The 17041-nt window shown below is 71.6% G+C and carries 15 protein-coding genes; 6 read left to right on the top strand and 9 right to left on the bottom strand.

Annotated features, from left to right (window positions below; translation table 11 throughout):
- Positions 1–39 precede the first annotated feature (39 nt).
- The gene (locus tag ACIBHX_RS03005; RefSeq protein ID WP_397063648.1) at positions 40–933 is read left to right on the top strand and encodes an LLM class flavin-dependent oxidoreductase; all 894 of its coding nucleotides are present in this window, start codon (positions 40–42) and stop codon (positions 931–933) included.
- An 89-nt stretch (positions 934–1022) separates the two neighbouring features.
- A complete protein-coding gene (locus tag ACIBHX_RS03010) occupies positions 1023–1271 on the top strand; it encodes an SCO4226 family nickel-binding protein (RefSeq protein WP_397063650.1) in 249 nt (82 codons plus the stop codon).
- Here ACIBHX_RS03010 and ACIBHX_RS03015 read toward each other — a convergent pair.
- On the bottom strand, positions 1244–2140 hold the full coding sequence (locus ACIBHX_RS03015; protein ID WP_397063651.1) for an NAD(P)H-dependent flavin oxidoreductase: 897 nt from the start codon (positions 2138–2140) through the stop codon (positions 1244–1246). The two genes, ACIBHX_RS03010 and ACIBHX_RS03015, sit on opposite strands and share 28 nt — an antisense overlap.
- Between ACIBHX_RS03015 and ACIBHX_RS03020 the strand changes: the two genes are divergently transcribed.
- Positions 2141–2350 (top strand): hypothetical protein, encoded by a 210-nt coding sequence (locus ACIBHX_RS03020; protein WP_397063653.1) that lies wholly within the window; start codon positions 2141–2143, stop codon positions 2348–2350.
- A 164-nt stretch (positions 2351–2514) separates the two neighbouring features.
- On the opposite strand, the gene ACIBHX_RS03025 is transcribed toward ACIBHX_RS03020, so the two are convergent.
- From ACIBHX_RS03025 to ACIBHX_RS03040, 4 genes are all read right to left on the bottom strand, one after another.
- Positions 2515–3522, bottom strand: coding sequence for an NAD-dependent epimerase/dehydratase family protein (locus tag ACIBHX_RS03025; RefSeq protein WP_397063655.1), 1008 nt, complete (start codon positions 3520–3522; stop codon positions 2515–2517).
- Positions 3523–3556: 34 nt separating this feature from the next.
- Positions 3557–5722 (bottom strand): SulP family inorganic anion transporter, encoded by a 2166-nt coding sequence (locus ACIBHX_RS03030; protein WP_397063657.1) that lies wholly within the window; start codon positions 5720–5722, stop codon positions 3557–3559.
- Between the two features lie 152 nt (positions 5723–5874).
- Positions 5875–7281, bottom strand: coding sequence for a hypothetical protein (locus tag ACIBHX_RS03035; RefSeq protein WP_397063658.1), 1407 nt, complete (start codon positions 7279–7281; stop codon positions 5875–5877).
- Positions 7282–7464: 183 nt separating this feature from the next.
- On the bottom strand, positions 7465–7977 hold the full coding sequence (locus ACIBHX_RS03040) for a YbhB/YbcL family Raf kinase inhibitor-like protein (protein WP_397063660.1): 513 nt from the start codon (positions 7975–7977) through the stop codon (positions 7465–7467).
- Positions 7978–8382: 405 nt separating this feature from the next.
- Between ACIBHX_RS03040 and ACIBHX_RS03045 the strand changes: the two genes are divergently transcribed.
- Positions 8383–8895: a PH domain-containing protein gene (locus tag ACIBHX_RS03045; protein ID WP_397065006.1), complete on the top strand. Its 513-nt coding sequence runs from the start codon at positions 8383–8385 to the stop codon at positions 8893–8895.
- Positions 8892–10478 carry a PH domain-containing protein gene (locus ACIBHX_RS03050; protein WP_397063661.1) on the top strand — a complete coding sequence of 529 codons (1587 nt, stop codon included), beginning with the start codon at positions 8892–8894 and terminating at the stop codon, positions 10476–10478. The genes ACIBHX_RS03045 and ACIBHX_RS03050 overlap by 4 nt, the downstream gene beginning before the upstream one ends.
- A gap of 1 nt (position 10479) precedes the next feature.
- Here the strand turns inward: ACIBHX_RS03050 and sepH are convergent, their stop codons facing one another.
- Together sepH and ACIBHX_RS03060 are read right to left on the bottom strand one after the other, a co-directional pair.
- The gene (gene sepH, locus ACIBHX_RS03055; RefSeq protein WP_397063663.1) at positions 10480–12837 is read right to left on the bottom strand and encodes a septation protein SepH; all 2358 of its coding nucleotides are present in this window, start codon (positions 12835–12837) and stop codon (positions 10480–10482) included.
- Between the two features lie 160 nt (positions 12838–12997).
- Positions 12998–13831 carry a S8 family serine peptidase gene (locus tag ACIBHX_RS03060; RefSeq protein WP_397063664.1) on the bottom strand — a complete coding sequence of 278 codons (834 nt, stop codon included), beginning with the start codon at positions 13829–13831 and terminating at the stop codon, positions 12998–13000.
- 171 nt (positions 13832–14002) lie between these two features.
- Between ACIBHX_RS03060 and ACIBHX_RS03065 the strand changes: the two genes are divergently transcribed.
- Positions 14003–14824: a hypothetical protein gene (locus ACIBHX_RS03065; RefSeq protein WP_397063666.1), complete on the top strand. Its 822-nt coding sequence runs from the start codon at positions 14003–14005 to the stop codon at positions 14822–14824.
- A gap of 161 nt (positions 14825–14985) precedes the next feature.
- On the opposite strand, the gene ACIBHX_RS03070 is transcribed toward ACIBHX_RS03065, so the two are convergent.
- Both ACIBHX_RS03070 and ACIBHX_RS03075 read right to left on the bottom strand, forming a co-directional pair.
- Entirely contained in the window at positions 14986–16266 is a 1281-nt protein-coding gene (locus ACIBHX_RS03070; protein ID WP_397063667.1) for a D-arabinono-1,4-lactone oxidase, read from the bottom strand.
- A gap of 40 nt (positions 16267–16306) precedes the next feature.
- Positions 16307–17041, bottom strand: a complete 735-nt coding sequence (locus ACIBHX_RS03075) for a polysaccharide deacetylase family protein (protein WP_397063668.1) — start codon at positions 17039–17041, stop codon at positions 16307–16309.

Genomic DNA, 17041 nt, shown 5'->3' on the forward strand with positions numbered 1-17041 from the left:
GAACTAATATGGTTCGTGGCACGAACTGGGGAGGTTGTCATGGCGTTGTTCGGTGCGGGGATCTCGACGGCGGTGGGCGAGGCGCGGCAGACGTTGCGGCATGCCGTACAGCTCGACAGGGACGGGCTCGACCTGTTCACCGTCTCCGATCACCCCTACTTCGGCGGCAGGCTGGACGCCTACGCCATCGTCGGGACCGCACTGGGCGCCACCGAGGACATCGCGGGGCTGGTCAGCGTGTCCAACCTGCCGAGCCGACCCGCGCCGATGCTGGCCAGGACCGTGACCTCGCTGTCGGCGCTGTCCGGCGGGCGGATCGTGCTCGGGCTGGGCGCTGGCGGGTACTGGGACGGGATCGCCAGGCTGGGCGTGCCGCGGCTCGGGCCGGGCGCCGCCGTACGGGCCTTCGCGGAGTCGATCACCCTGATCAGGGCGCTGTCGGGCGGCGGCGCGCCGGTGACGTTCGACGGGGAGTTCTACCAGGTGAGCGGGCTCGAGCCCGCCCCCGTACCGGCGCCGCCCGTCTGGACGGGATCCGTGGGCCCGCAGTCGCTGGCCGTCACCGGCCGCCTGGCCGACGGCTGGATCCCCGGCCACGCCGCGGACTGGCTGAGCGAGCGCTACCGCACCTCGCGCCCGATCATCGACGCCGCGGCGGCCGAGGCGGGACGCGACCCCGCCGACGTCGCCACGATCTACAACCTGCCCGGCGTCATCACCCCAGAGCCGCTGGCCGCCACCCGCGACGGCGACGGCCGGTGGATCGGCGGCTCGGCCGAGCAGTGGGCCGAGGAGCTGACCCGCGCGGTGCTGGAGCACGGCGCGGCCGGATTCGTGTTCTTCCTGTCAGACCGGCTGCCCGTCGACGACCAGTTCGGCCGCTGGGCACGGGAGATCGTCCCCGCGGTCCGCGAGGCCGTCGCCAAGCCCTGAGTACCTGGGCTCAGTCACGGCCGTGATCTTAGTCAGTACTACGCTGGGGGATGGGTCGCACCTTTCCCGTCCAACGAAGGGAGCTGACCATGAAGTTCATGGACGTGCACAGCGGGTTCGTCGGCGTGAGCGAGGAGGAACTGCGCCAGGCGCACGAGCAGGACCTGGCCCTCGAGGACTCCGAGGGCGTGCACTTCGAGCACGCCTGGATGGACCCGGAGTCCGGCAAGGTGTTCTGCCTGTCCTCCGGCCCGTCGAAGGAGGCGGTGCTGCGGGTCCACGAGAAGGCGGGCCACCCGACGAAGGAGATCTACGAGCTGCCCGTCGACATCGACTGAACGACCTCAGCGGCCGTGCGGCGCTCGCGGACCATGCCGACGGCCTGGCCCGCGTACACGTAGCCGCCGGGCTTCAGCTCCGCACGGCCCTCGGGTGAGGCGGCAAGCTCGTCCTCGCGGCCCTGCCACCTGGTGAAGTAGTCGTTGCGCAGCGCCCGCCCGCCGTACTCGGCGGGCCAGGCGAGCTGCTGCGCCACATCGAAGACGCGCCCGTAGACGGTGCCCGTCTCACCGGCGTCGAGCACCTGCGCGGTCGCCGCGTCCGACAGCGTGGTCTCCACGCAGCCCAGGAAAGCCGTGCCCACCCACGCCCCCGCCGCGCCCGCGGCGAGCACCGCGGCCATGCCCCGCCAGGTGGCGATGCCCCCCGCGGCCAGCACCGGGATCCGCACCGCGTCCAGCACGCTCTGCAGCAGCGGCAGCGTGCCGACCTCGGCGCGCCCGTGCCCGCCGCCCTCGCCGCCGCGGGCCACCACGGCGTCCACCCCGGCCTGCTCGGCGGCCAGCGCCTCGTCCGTCGTGCCCGCCTGCGTGACGACCGTGATGCCCGCCTGCCGCAACTCCTCGACGTACGTCGCGTAGGACCCGTAGCTCACCGACACCAGCGCCGGCCGCGCGGCCAGCACGGCCTCGAGCTGCTCGCCCGTGAGCGCCCAGGCCATGAGCCCGATCCCGTACGGCCGGCCGCCCGCGGCACACGTGGCGGCCTGCGCCGAGATCCACGAGGCGGCGCCCGTCGCGGGCACGCCGAACATGCCCAGCGCCCCCGCCTGCGAGATCGCGGCCGCCAGCCGCCCGTCGGCCACTCCCGCCAGCGGAGCCCCCACCAGAGGCACATCCAGACCGAACCGATCAGTCAGCCACGTCATGTGACTACCGTAAGAGCACGCGGGGAGAGCAGCTGCTGCGGGAGGGCGACTGGGCGGCCGGCCAAGGCGGCCTTCGCGGCCCTGGCGGAGCACCGGCGGGAGGCCATGCGGGAAGACATGATCGGCGTCTGGGAGGCGCACAACCGGGCCGACGACGGCACCCTGGTCGTCGACGCTGACTACCTGGAGGCCGTCGTCAGGCCCCTGTGACTTGTGCGAGGGGCGGAGGCATGGGAACCTCCGCCCCTCCGGCCCCTGGGAGTCAGGACCGACACCGCGCGAGGAGGGGACCAGGCTTCCTCGCGCACAGTCGAGGGTAAATCGCGGCATTCACCCCAGTCTGCGGAGAAATGCACACTCGGCTTCGTTCCGGCTCAGCGGGTGGCCCAGGCGGACAGGACGGCGGCTTCCTTGTCGGGGGCGATGCCGTGCTGCATGCGCGAGCCGTACACCCGCTTCTCCTCGGGGATGTGGCGCAGCCACTCCCAGGTGTCGCGGACCATCTCCGCCACCGGGCGCACGTGAAGCCCCGCGGCCTCGGCCTTGGCGGTGGAGATGGACCAGAAGTTGGCCCGCTCCTCCTGGTCCGCCGACCACAGCGGCAGCTCCACGAACTCGCCGACCCCCTGCTCCTTCAGGAAGTCGTCGTCCACCCAGACGAACTCGGCGTCAGACCCCGTGACCTGCTTGCACAGCTCCAGCCACTGGCCGTAGGTGGTGTTTCCGGCCGGACCGGTCACCATGAAGCGGTCACGGGTGCCCTTCTCGCCGTGGTCCAGCGTGAAGGAGGCGATGTCGCGGGCGTCGATGAGCTGCATCGGCCTGTCGGGCTCGCCGGGGGCCAGCACCTGGCCGCCGTGCGAGATCCGGGTCAGCCACCACGGCAGCCTGGCCACGTTCTCGTACGGGCCGAGGACCAGGCCCGGCTGGACGATCAGCACGTTTCCGGCGAACGCCTGCTCGACGGCCCGCTCGCAGCCCGCCTTCAGCACCCCGTAGTCGCCGTCGTCGGGACCTGCGTCGGGCGCGCAGTCCCAGATGCCGGACTCGTCCGTAGCCGGCTTGTCGGGGAAGTCCTTCACGGCGGAGACGGTCGAGATGAACACGTAGCCCTGCGCGTGCCCGGACAGCAGCCGCGCCGACTCGCCCACCACGCGCGGCACGTAGCCGTTCACGTCGATCACCAGGTCCCAGGAGCGCCCGTCGACCAGCCGCTCCAGGTCGGCCGTCACTCCCCGATCGCCGTGGACCGGCTCGACCCCCGGCACGTCGGGGTTGCTCTGCCCCCTGTTGAACGTCGTGACCTGATGCCCGCGCGCGAGCGCGTCCTCGACGATGGCGCGGCCGAGGAACCCGGACCCTCCAAGAACCAGAACTCTCATGGCCCTCATTCTTCGCCGCAGAAACCCGGACGAATCAGATCTTCACGGAGAGCGTAGACGACAGCATGTGCACCCGCGCCGCGCCGATGTCGAAGTACAGCCCCGCCAGCTCCAGCTTCCCCGCCTCCACCTGCTCGCGGATCTTGGTGTAGGTGAGCAGGTTGTCCAGCTGCTGCCGCACGTTGACCCGGCACAGCACGTCCAGCGGATCCCCGTCCCACTCCTCCTCGATGAAGCGCGCCAGGCTGTGGTGCCCGTGCCGCAGCCACCGCCGCAGCCCCGGCAGGCTCCCCGCCTTGACACCCGCGCTGAGCAGCCCGGCCATCGCCCCGCATCCCGAATGCCCGCACACCGTGATCGTCCGCACGCTCAGCACCTGCGTCGCGTACTCGATCGCCGCCACCACCGAGTCGTCCGAGGACCCCTTGCGCGGCACCAGGTTGCCGATGTTGCGCACCGTGAACAGGTCGCCGGGCCCGCTGGCCGTGATCAGGCTGGGCACGACCCGCGAGTCGGCGCACGTGATGAACAGATGCGAGGGCTGCTGCTTGCGCGCCAGCTGGCTGAAGATCGGCCGCACCAGCGGCGCCGTCCGCCGGTGGAACTCGCGCGCCCCCGCCGTCAGCTGGCACTCCACCTCCGCCGTTCCACCCTGCGACGGTACGGCAAGCCGCTGCGGACGCCGCCCGCGATGCGCCCACGGCAGCCACCACCGATCCGGCGCGCGAGGCGGCGTCTTGGCGGGGAACATCCGCGACCCGCTGGCCGACATCGCGTACCACTCGTCGTGCAACTCGTCGATGTCGACGGTGCCGCCCAGCCGCTCGTGGTCGAGCCGCCAGGAGTGGATCGCCTCGAAGGCGCCGTTGTCCATGAAGTCGATGTTGAGATCCAGGTCCACGGCCGCCCCCGCCGGGATGGCCCGCAGCTCCCTGGTCAGCCGCGGCACGCCCAGGAACGTCAGCGACCCCGAGATCATGGCGTGGAAGCGGCCGTCCCGCTCCTGCTTGACCCTGACCGTCACCCAGGTCAGCCTGCGCAGTGCCAGCAGCGCCGCCAGCCCGAGTCCCGCCAGGACTCCCTCCGCCAGCCCGAGCAGGATCACCGAGCACATCGTCACCAGGTAGACCGGCACCTCGCCGTGCCCGTGCACCTTCCTGATGTGACCCAGGTTCACCATCTGCACGCCGATGAACACCAGCAACGCCGCCAGCGCGGCACTCGGGATCAGCTTGATCGTCCAGGCGAACCCGCACAGGAACAGCAGCACCCACACCCCGTGCAGGATCGCCGACCAGCGGCTGCGCGCCCCCGTCGCGACGTTCGCGGTGCTGCGCACGATCGCGCCCGCCACCGGCAGCCCGCCCAGCGCACCCGCCACCACGTTGGCCACGCCCTGGCCCATCAGCTCCTGGTCCAGGTCGGCCCGCCGCCCGGAGTGCATGCCGTCCACGGCGACCGAGCACAGCAGCGACTCCACCGCCGACAGCAGCGCCACCAGCATCACCGCCGCCACGATCTTGTGCCAGTCGCCCTGCGGCAGCACGGGGAACGCCCACGCGCCCAGGCCGCCCGACAGGTCGACCCTGGCCACGTCCCAGCCGCACACCGCGGCCACCACCGCGGCGACGATCAGCGCGGGCAGCGGCGCCGGCACCACGCGGATCCGCTTGGGCAGCCGTGTCCACACGGCCAGCACGCCGATCGTCAGCACGCCTATCACGACCGCGTGGGTGTGCTTCTGCGCGATCTGCGTGGGCAGCTCGACCAGATTCGCCAGCGCCGAACGTTGCGGGCTGCCGCCCAGCACCACGTGCAGCTGCGACAGCGCGATCACCACGCCGACGCCGGCCAGCAGCCCGTGCACGACCGCCGGAGAGACCGCGAGCGCCGCCCTGGCCGCCTTGAACACGCCGAGCACCAGCTGCAGCACCCCGGCCAGCAGCGTGATCATGCAGGTGGCCCGCCAGCCGTAGGTCTGTATCAGGTCCGCCACCACCAGCGTCAGGCCGGTCGCGGGCCCGCTCACCACCGCCGGCGAGCCGCCCAGCGCGCCGGCCACGATGCCGCCGACGATCGCGGCCATCAGCCCCGCCGCCAGCGGCGCCCCCGAGGCCATCGCCACCCCCAGCGACAGCGGGACCGCGACGAGGAACACCACCAGGGACGCGGGTAGGTCGTGTTTGAGCAGCCTGATCATGTGGCCAGACTCTATTGCCCCACTGACCTGCCCGGATGCCGTTCCGCAAGGTGTTTTACAAGATCATTATGACCACGGTTCAGGCTTGCCGGGGCCGGACATGGCTGTGGGCGCGCCCGGTCGGTGGCGCGCCCACGTGAGGGGTGGTTCGGTCAGCGGTAGTAGTCGGGGTGCTCCTGCTGCTCGGGAGCTCGGCGGTGGCCGCCGCGGACGCCGTTCTGCGCGGCGCCCGCCTCGGATGGCGTGCCGTACATCTCGCCGTAGCTCGGCCAGCTGCCGTTGGCGGCGGGCGGCTCGGGCCAGGCGGCGGGCCCGGCGGGGGCGGCGTAGTCGCCGGTCTCGTACGCGAAGGACTGGGGGGCCTGCGTGGGAGCCGACAGCACGTCGTCGTAGGCCGAGACCGCGCGGCTGGGCGCCGTGGGCGTGCCCGCGGCGGGCGAGGGGCCCGTCAGCGGGTCGGAGTCGTCGGCCACCGCCCAGCCGGAGCGGACCTCGTAGGAGGAGCGGCTCTGCGGCTGGACAGGCTCGAACGCGGGCCACGATCCCGAGGGGCCGGTGGCGGCGGCGGGGTTCGGGTCGTCCAGGACGTCGCGGGCGGGCCAGGACCCGGAGGCAGGGCTAGGGGTGATGCCGCCGGTCCACGTGGTGGCCAGCGGGTCGGCGCCGTTGGGGTAGGCGGGGAACGGGTCGCTGGTCGGCGCGCCATGGATGGGGCCCGACGGCGTGACGGGGAACGACCCGCTGCCGGTGGGGCTCACCGCGGGGAAGGACCCGCTCGAGGAGCCGTTCACGGCCGGGAAGCTCCCGCTGGCGGAGCCGTTCGCGGGGGAGAAGGAGCCGCTGGAGGTCAGCGGGTCGGGACGGGTGGGCGGGACCGGCTTCGCGCCCGCGCCCAGGATGCTCATCACGTCGGGCGTCGGCGCCGAGAACGTCACCGTGCGCTGGTCCGCCAGGTCTCCGGCCGACGGCGCGGTCCGCTGCACGGGCTCGACCAGGTCGGCCAGCCCGGCGGAGGCCGCCGCGGGGGCGGGCATCGCGGGAGTCCGCTGGGGGAGCGGTGCCTGGACGGTGGCCGCGTTCGGGTCCGCGGTGACCGGCCGCCTCTCTCTCGGCCGGTCAGCCGGGCGCTCCGCCGCGGGCCGTTCCCGTTCCACGGGCGAGGGGGCGGCCTTGCGTGCGGCGACCGTGCCGCCGGCGCCGAAGCCGCCGTGCTCCGCATCGCTGCGGATGTTCGCCCAGAACTCCTCGTCCTCGTCGTCCGAGCTCGGGTTGCCCCACTCGTCGACCCCACGCCTGCCACGCTGCCCGGTGCGCACCGGTTTCGGCGGCCGCACCTCGTCGATGGGGCTGAAATCCGGGCTGAAGTTGTTCATGCGGGGTTCGTGTGCCGCGAACTCGTCCGTCGACCGGGCGTGGGTCATCTCCTCCTTCTCGGCCATCTGCTTCAGCCGCTCGGGAGGAAGAGAGCTCTCCCTCTTGTTCATGGAGCGCATGCCCAGTGCCACGACGACGAGCACGAGGAGCACGACAGCGACCAAGCTCACTACGACCGCGATCATTGCACCACCCTCAAAGCCATGGCCTCCTTACGACGCCGGTGAGATCGCGCGGCCATCGACGCGATCTTCCCCCTTTGATCACCAACGTCTAACAATTGGATCTGATTGTGTCGGACCACTATGAGCGTTGTCACACCCTAAGTGAAGAATTGGTAACCACTACTACCTGCGGTGTTCGGCATCTCACTCGATGTTGACCGCCGTGAGCCTGCCGCGCGCGATGGTCAGGTCCGCGATCTTCTTCAGCACATCGGAGAGGAGCGCGTCCTTACCGACCGTGACCATGTCGCTCAGCTCGTAGACGGTGAACCTGAAGCTGCCCTTGTCGCCACAAGGAGGTTGGTAGCCCGCTTTGCCACTGGTGCCCTTGGCCTGACTGGCGCCCTGCGGGTGCTCGGCGGCGGCGTTGGGACCCAGCTCGGTCGTGGTGGCGGGGATGTTGTACATCACCCAGTTCACGGCCGATTCCTGCGGTGTGTGGGAGTCGACCACGATCGCGATCGACTTGGCGTTCGGCAACGGCTCGCTCGACCAGCGCAGCGGGGGGCTGCCCTGGGTCCCGCCGCAGGAGTACTCGCGGGGCAGCGGTTTGCCCTCGCGAAGCTCCGGGCTCGAGACGTTGACCTGAGCTATCTCCTTCGCCTGGGACCTTCCGATGAAGTTCGCGCAACCCGGCAGGGTGAGCACAGCCACCACCGCTGTCACAGTGACAGCGGCGCGTCTCACGCGTCTTGCCGTGTAACGCAGCCCCATGCCGGATGATGCTACGCGGGTCTCGGCCATGCGCCGACCGTTTCGCGAGGGTCGGTGGCCGGGATACGACCCGAATTCCGCCGGAATCGCGGGCTCGGCGTGGTGAGCTTGGGCACAAGCATGACCTCCGAAGGACCCAAACCCGGGGTACATGACGCCGGTTGGCCTGCCCCTTCGCCCGATCCAGGAGATCAGGTACGGCAGGCCGCATCCCGCCCACCCGAGAAGTGGGCGTGCCAACTCGTGCTACGTGAACACACGAAAATCGGTCACTCCTTGTCCGGGGACCCGGTTGGGCGATTCGAGGGGGGATCTGCTATTTGCCGGAGCCCTAAGCTGGGTGACGTGATGTCAACTGGCCAGTTGCGCGATCCGGCGCACCGCGTCTCACCGAAGGCCGTCAGGCTCTGGCTCTTCGAATCGTTGATCGCCTTCGTGCTCCTCGTGGGCGGTTCGCTGCTGGTCGCCGACTGGGCCTCCGACTGGTCGTGGCTGCCCGGCTGGCTGACGTCGAACATCTGGCTGCTGCCCGTGGTCATCGGCGTGCTCGCGACGCCGCTCCTGGTGGCCGAGCCGTTCGTCCGTTACTCCGTCCACCGGTGGGAGCTGTCCGGAGACGTGGTGTACGCCCGCTCCGGGTTCCTGACGCGGGAGTGGGTGTTCGTGCCCGTGAGCCGCATCCAGACGGTCGACAAGGCGCAGGGCTGGCTGGAACGCTCGCTCGGGCTGGCCACGCTCGAGATCCGCACCGCCTCGCACGCCGGGTCCTCCACGATCAAGGGCCTGGACTTCCAGGTCGCGGCCGGGCTCGCCGAGCAGCTCGCGCACCGCGCGGAACAGCTCAGGGACGACGCCACGTGACCCACTCCGACCCGCACGACGCAGCGCCGCACGACACAGCGCCGCACGACGCCCCGCCGTACGGCACCGCGCCCCCGCCCGGGCACGTGGCCGAAGGCGGCCCATCAGGTCCTCACTGGGCGGCGCCGCCGATGCGGCTGAGTCCGAAGCTGTTGCTGATCGACCCGGTGCGGATGCTGCCGTCGCTGATCCTGCCCCTGGTGGGTGTGCTGTTCGTGGGCGGCTTCTCGATCCGCTCGTACGTCTGGGCCGCGCTGGGCGTCATCGGCACCGTGGTGTTCGCCGTGATCCGCTGGCTGACGTTCACCTACCAGGTCGCCGGCGACCGGCTGGAGATCAAACGGTCCCTCATCAGCCGTTCGATCAGGACGATCCCGCTGGAACGCATCCGCGGCGTGGACGTGTCGACCCCGCCCATGCACCGCCTGCTCGGCCTCGCCGTACTCAAGATCGACACAGGCGCCAGCGGCAAGGGCGACGAGGAGGGCGAGCTCGACGGGGTGACCCTGGAGGAGGCCGAGCGCCTCAAGGCCGTCCTCCTGCGCAGGCGCCGCACCCCGCAGCCGGAGGCTGTCCCCGCGACCGCCCAGGCCGCGGTGGAGCCCGGGGAAAGGGTCATCTTCCGGGTCCCGCCGAGGTGGCTGTTCTACGGGCCGCTGTCGGGGGCCTACCTGCTCACCCCGTTCGCGCTGGCCGGTGGCGCCATCGGCCTGGCCTTCCAGTGGGGCGACGACCTGGGGTTCGGCCGCGATGCGGCGATCGGCGCGGGCGAGTGGCTGTGGGACCACCCGTACCTGCTGCTGGTCGTGGTGCTGCTGCTCGTGGTGGCTATGCCGTTCGTCGGCGGCGTCATGTACGCGATCTTCAACTGGGGCTTCACGCTCAAGGAGCGCGAAGGTTACCTGGTCGCCGAGCGCGGCCTGGTGACCCGGCGCAGCGTCTCGCTCGAGCTGCGGCGCGTCCGCGGCTACGAGCTCGTCGAGGGCTGGGTGGAACGCTGGGCCGGCATCGCCCGCGCCTGGGCGATCGTGACCGGCCTCGGCGACTCGGAGACGCGCGGCCAGCTGCTGCCCGACGTCCCCAGGGCGGTCGCCCAGCAGGTGACCAGCGGCGCGATCGGCCCCTACCTGGGGACGCTGCGCCCGCACCCGCCCATCGCCCGCAACCGGCGGCTCTTCCGTGCCATCGCCCCGTGGCTGCTGCTCGCGCTGGCAGGCGTGGTGGCCGCCCAGGCGACCGGGCTGGGGTGGGCCCTGACGGTCGCCGGGCTTCTGCTGGCGATCGCCGGAGTGCCGATCGGACTCGACCGCTACCGGTCACTCGGGCACGGCTACGACGGCGTGCGCCTGTCGGTCCGCAGCGGCTCGTTCCGGCGCGCGCAGGCCGTGGTGGAGCGCCGGGCCGTGGTGGGCTGGCGGCTGCGCCAGACGTGGTTCCAGCGCCGCGCCGGGGTGTACACGCTCATCGCGGGCGTGGGCGCGGGCAAGGGCGGCTACGACGCGATCGACGTCTCGCGGGAGCAGGCGCTCGGGCTGACCGCCGAGGTGACGCCGGAGTGGCTGGCGCCGTTCCTGGCGGAGTGAGTCAGTCGGACTTGCGCGCCCCGAACATGATCTCGTCCCAGGTGGGCACCGACGCCCGGCGTCCACGCGAGCCCTTGCGCGCCTGACGCGCCGCGGGTGCGGGTGGCGGCGACGGGACGGGCACGGGTGCCTCGTCCTTGTCCTCCTTGCTCGGCCGGGCCGCCGGCACCTTCTTCGCCGCCTTCCCCTTCCCCGCCGCCTCCTGCCTCTCGGCCGCGGGCCTCTCGGGCTCGACGGTCCTCTCGGGCTCGGCAACCTTCTCGGGTACGGCGGGCTCTTCAGGTACGGCTTCCGCCCCCACAGGCTCCACCGCGGCCTCGACCACGGTCTCCGGAACAGCGTCGGACCCGGCCACGGCGTCGGCCACAGGCTCGGCCACGGTGTCGGACCCGGCCACGGCGTCGGCCACGGGCACGGCGTCGGCCACGGCCACAGGCTCGGCCACGGTGTCGGACCCGGGCACGGCGTTGGCTGCGGGCACGGTGGCGGGCACAGGCACGGTGGCGGGCCCAGCCTCCGCGACGGGCTCTGTCTTGGGAGCCTCTGTCTTGTCAGGCTCTGGCTTGGCGGGCTCGTTCTCGGCGGGCTCGGTCTTGGCGGGCTCGACGGCCACCGGTTCCGTGGTCACGGCTTCGGCGGGTGCGGGCGCGGGCGCCGCGGCGACGGGCTCGGTGGCCGCGACGGGCTCCGAAACCTCGGCCTCGTCGGGCTCCTCCGTGACGGGCTCCGTGGTGGTGGTGAGGTCGTCCCCGGTCTCCACGGCGGGCTTGGCGACGGCCGCAGGCTCAGGCGCGGCCACCTCCACCGCGGGCTTCTCGACGGGCGCGGCCACGACCTCCGACGCCTCGTTCACCGTGACCGCCGGAAGCACCTCCGCCACCTCGACAGGCTCCACTTGAGCGTCGGCCGGGGCGGCAACGCGCTCCACCTGAACCTCCGCAGGAGCAGCAGGCTCCACACGAACTTCCGCGGGCACCGCACGAACCTCGGCAGGGGCCGCGGTCTCGACATGAACCTCCGGCCGGACCGCCGCGGGCTCGACATGAGCGTCGGCGGGGGGAGCAGCGGGCTCCACCCGAACCTCCGCAGGAGCAGCAGGCTCCACACGAACTTCCGCGGGCACCGCACGAACCTCAGCAGGGGCCGCGGGCTCGACACGAACCTCCGCCTGGACCGCCGCGGGTTCGACATGAGCGTCGGCGGGGATCGCGGCGGGCTCCGTACGGACCTCTGCAGGAGCGGCAGGCTGTACACGAACCGCGGGCTCCACGCGAACGTCGGCGGGGACCGGGGCGGGCTCCGCATAGACCTCGGCGGGGGGCGTGGGCTCGACGCGGACCTCTGGGCGGGCTGCCGGGGGCGCGGCCTGGGTGGCTGCGGGGGCGGCGGGTTCGGGGGCCGGCGGACGCTCTGGTGGGAGCGTGGGGGACGCGGGCGCGTAGAAGGGCTGGGCGTCGCGGGGACGGTCAGGGGTGCGGGCGCCGAAGTCGGGCGTCCACGGTGACGGGGCCGCCCGCCGTACCGGCTCGCCAGGACGGGCGTAGCCCGTCTCGCGGGCGGGAGGCTCGGGGCGCCGCAGGTCCTCCCTGGGCGGCATGTCGGCTTCTGGAGCGCGCGCCGTCTCGGGCGCGCGGACGGGAGGCTCCGCCCGGCCGATGGGGTCCTGGCGGACGACCGAGGGGAAGGGCAGCGGGTCGGAGGCCAGCGGCGGCACGGGCTGGAGCTTGCCGGGCCGCGGCGTGAAGGGCGTGACCGTGCTGTCCTCGACCGGCGGGCTGGGATCGAAGTCGGCCCCCGACAGGCGCATCGCCTCGTCGTCGTGCGGCGTCACATGGCGGCGCCGCGGGTCGAACAGCCACTCGGCGTCCCGGGTGTTGCCGTTCCACACGTAGCCGAGCTTGACCCGCCACAGGCCGTCATCGCGCTTGGCCGAGTCCCAGTCGATCTCGTCGGTGGGCACGCCCCGCCGGGTCAGCCGCTCGGCCACCAGCTCGCCGAGCGTCGGGCCCGGGGCGGACTCACCAGGCATGCGCACGGCCACGCGCTGCGCCTGCTGGGCGACGTACTCCCGCTCCTGGAGCACGGGGCCCTCGAACCAGCGGACGCGCTCGACCGGGATACCCGCGGTCGCGGCGATCTGCTCCGCGGTCTCTCCGGCGCGAATGCGTGCCTGGATCTCCTTGGGGCGCAACGGACTCTCCACTTCGATCTCGTACTGGCCGAGACGGGAGAAGTTGCCGCGGACGGCAGCACGGAGCCGATCGTCCACGGGAAGCGTGAACCGCGTACCCCGTCCGGCAGTCGCCAGGACGAGATAGGTGCCGTCCTCACTTACCGCGACGAGACGGAGCTCCTGCATGCGAGTCCCTTCGTCAGCGCGCTTTTTCTTCCCCCGGACCCTTGAGTCTCTCGCGTGGGCCGGTTGCCTGCCAGCACCGTACCCGGCATGTCCGAACATCGCCTTCATGGGATAGGCCCGGGACGATGTGACGCCGGTCACATTTGTGTCATTCATTAGCCTATTGACCGCCGCCCGGGTGGGTCCTCGTCGGATTCTGGCGAATGACACCGCGCGCCGCCGTGGACTTCCACCAAGACGCGAGAGCTGAAGGGCTGGCGTCCCCCTGGGACTCCAGGAGGTGGGCGACCGCCTCGGGGCCGGTGACCACGGGCACGCCCGCGCGCGCCAGCCTGCGCAGGGCGGTCCGTAGCGCGGCGGAGCGGACGGGGATGGACAGATTCGTCACCGCTGGTCCCCTGGCGTGCCCGCGTATCCAGTCGATCCCCGCGATCACGTCGGACAGGCTGCCGGTGCCCGCGCAGTCCAGTACGCGCACCGAGGCGATCCTGGCCTCGCGCGCCACGCCGTACTTCCGCCCTGCCAGCGCCCGCGCCATACGGGTGCCGTGGCCGTCGCAGTCCTGACCGCGGCCGCCGGTGGCGTCGTAGGCGCGCCAGGCCCGGTCGCCGAAGCCGTGCTGGGTCACGTCCAGGCCGCTGTCGACGACGTAGACGGTAACGCCGTGCCCATCGCCGTGCCCACCGCTCGGGTCCGCGCCGCCGTGGTGGGCGCGCCTGGCCGGGTGGGCGGGGGAGGGGCGGAGCCTGCGGTCGGGCTCGAGCGCGCGCACTCTCCTGTCGGTACGCAGCTGCGCCGCCTGCCGGGCGCTGAGGTAGGTGGCGAAGCCGGGCAGCGCGGCGAGGTAGGAGCGGCGGACCCGCCAGGGCGCCTCGCCCAGCAGGTCTCTGGCGTCAGCCCGGTTACGCGCGGTGACGATGTAGGGGAGGACGGGCTCTTCAGGCCCGGCGATCCCCGAGGCGGGCGTGGTGGCCAGCGGGGCCACCGTTGTCACGACCGTCGCCAAAGCCGCGACGGCATAAACGCAGGGCAGTGCGAATCGGCGGGGCACGGGCCACGAATCTGCCTGTCGCGCAGGTCACAGGAACAACAGGACACGCGCTCGCGTCTATTCACGAGGAAGCTTTTTACCGAAACACTGCACAAGAGAGGACTGATCCGGGGGATGAGCGGCGAGCAGCGGAAGTTCGAGCTGAGCGTGCCGCAGATCTTGGGAAGCGCCCTGGCCGCGGTCACCGCCGCGGTCGCCGCCTCGTATCTGGGCGTGGCGGGAACGGTGATCGGCGCCGCCGTGGTGAGCGTGGCCAGCACCGTCGGCGGCGCCATCTACACCCACTACCTCAAGCGCACCAGCGAGCAGGTGAAGCTACGCACCGTAATCACCTGGCACGACCAGCCCCCGCCGGAGTTCCCCGGCAGGACCCCACAGGACGAGTACGGCAAGCCCGGCAAAACCCGCGAGCCGGACGACACTCCCGAACCCTCCGAGGTCTCCGGATCCGCGGACACATCGGAACCCGGGGAGACCACCCTGGTGATGCCGCGCGCCGAGCGACCCGGGCGCCCGTTGCCGTGGCTGAAGATGGGCATGGGCGCGTCGCTGGTGTTCGCCGTCAGTATGGGGGCGATCCTCGCCTACCAGGGCATCTCCGGCTCCCGGGTGGACGAGCAGACCCGCGGCGCCAAGGACCCGGCCCCCGTGGTCCACCACAAGGCCCCGGCCAAGCAGGAAGGCCCCGCCACCCACGCGCCGTCCTACGCTCCCACGACGCGGGCGCCCGACCCCACGCCGACGCCCACCCCGACTCCGACCCCCACGCCGGACAAGACCCCTGGCCAGCGGCCGACCCCGAACCCGTCCGGTTCGCCCCAGGTGGAGCCGTCGGTGAACCCCAGCGACGGCCCGACCAGCACGGGCCCCACCCATCCCGACACGCAGGACTCCCCACCCGCGGACCAGCCCGAGCAGGACGGCGCCACGCCGTGACCCCCGACATGGTTCCCGTGCGCCGTGACGGCGGGCGACCGTCACACCACGAGGGCAACGCCGGAGCCGCGTCGTCAGCCCGCGACGGCGGGCGGCGGGTCCCCACGGCCTGCCGTAACAGAACAGGGCAGCCGCGACAGAACAGAGAGAGCTGCTCGGTGTCAGGCGCCCAGCACGGTGTCCAGGTAGTCGTTGGCGAAGATCCGATCGGGATCCAGCTGATCACGAAGCGCCACAAAGTCCGAAAAATGGGGATAAACCTTGGCTAGGTAGGCGGCGTCTCGCGTGTGCAACTTGCCCCAGTGGGGCCGCCCGCCGAGCCTGACCATGATCTCCTCCACGCCCTCGAAGTAGGCGGGGTTCGGCGTGGGCCGGTAGATGTGGCAGGCGATGTACGCCGACGGCCTGCCGTACGCCGTGGACAGCCAGGCGTCGCTGGGCGGCGTCACCCGCACCTCCACGGGGAAGGTGATCTTCCAGTCCATCCGCTCGATCAGGTCCCGCGTCTCGCGCAGCGCCTGGCCCAGGTGCTCGCGCGGGATGTTGTACTCCATCTCGAGGAAGCGCACGTCCCGCCGGGCCGTGAAGATCTTGTACGACGTGTCGACCGACTCCGAGTCGCCGAGCGCGGCGGCGCTGATCGCGTTGATCCGCGGGATGGCGCCGGGGAAGCAGGCGCCCACGGCGCAGGCGGCCCCGAACAGGGTGTTCTCCAGGAGTACGTTGTCCAGCCAGTGCTTGAACGCGCTCGGCGGGCCGGCCGGCCCTGGATGCCGGTTGTTGGTCTTGACCAGGCACGCGTCGGTGTGCGGCAGCCAGAAGAAGTCCAGGTGCTCGTTGGCGCCGGTCATCTCGTCCAGCGAGTCCAGGATCCCGCTGAGCGTCATCGCCCGGCGCCGGTTGTGCAGCAGGAACGCGGGTTCCACCCGCAACGTCACCGCCGTGAGGACGCCGAGGGCGCCGAGCCCGACCCGGGCCGCGTCGAACAGTTCCTCGCCAGGCTCGGCGGTCACCAGCGACCCGTCGGCCAGCACCAGCTCCAGCGCGGTCACCTGGTCGGCCAGGCCGCCGCTGTCGCGGCCGGTGCCGTGGGTGCCGGTCTGGATCGCGCCCGCGACGGTCTGCTGGGTGATGTCGCCCATGTTGGCCAGCGCGAGGCCGTGCCGGTCGAGCTCCTCGTTCAGCCGCCACAGCGGCGTGCCCGCCAGCACCGTCACCCGGTCGTCCGCGACGGACCTGATCCCGTTGAGCCCGCTGGGCCGCAGCAGGATGCCGTCGGTCAGGGCCACCCCCGTGAAGGAGTGGCCCGTGCCGACCATGCGGACGCGCCGCCCGCTCCTTGCCGCGTCCTGTACGGCGAGCGCCACGTCCTCGGCCGAGGTGGGGACGCGCGTCTCCGCGGGAGTGGCTGACTGATTGCCCGCCCAGTTCGTGAAGACCATGCGCGTTCCCCTTCGGTGTCCGACTAAAGGTGAACGATACTCACTTTTCGTCCCAACCGGCAGGCTCGGGGAAGATGTCCCCGGGCTGCAGGTTCTCGTCCTTGATGACCTCGGACACGGTGACCAGATGGTAGCCCTTGGCCTGCAGCGTTTTGATGAGCGACGGCATCCCGTCGACCGTCTGCTTGACCCAGTCGTGCATGAGGATGATCCCGTTGGGCTGGGCCACCGACAGGGTCTGCTTCTGGATCTCCTTGACGTTCTTGGTGGCCCAGTCGCGCGACCCGGCCGTCCACAGGATCATCGGCATGCCGAACTCGGCCGCCACGTCCGAGACCTGCGTGTCAGCCATCCCGTACGGCGGGCGCAGCAGCGTCGGCGTCACTCCCGAGGCCTTCTTGACGGCGTCCTGGGTCTTCTGGATCTCGGACCTGATGGCCTCCGGCTCGAGATTGGTGAAGTTCGGGTGCGTGTAGCTGTGGTTGCCGAGCTCGTGCCCCTCCTGCGCCATCCGCTTGACGTAGGCGGGACGGGCGTGCACGTACTGGCCCTCGAGGAAGAACGTGGCCTTGGCGTTGTACTTCTTCAGCGTGTCGAGCAGTTTGCCCGCGTACTTGCCCGGGCCGTCGTCGAAGGTCAGCGCCAGGCACTTGACCTGCGAGCAGTCTACGGGCTCGGTCTTCTTCGGCTTGGTGGGCGCGGCCTGCGCGATCGCCGGTGTCAGAGCGACGGTGACAGCCGCGATGGCCAGAAGTGAAGTGATGTGTCGGGACAT

The sequence above is a fragment of the Nonomuraea sp. NPDC050536 genome, from assembly GCF_044457685.1.
In the GTDB taxonomy this organism is placed as follows: Bacteria; Actinomycetota; Actinomycetes; order Streptosporangiales; family Streptosporangiaceae; genus Nonomuraea.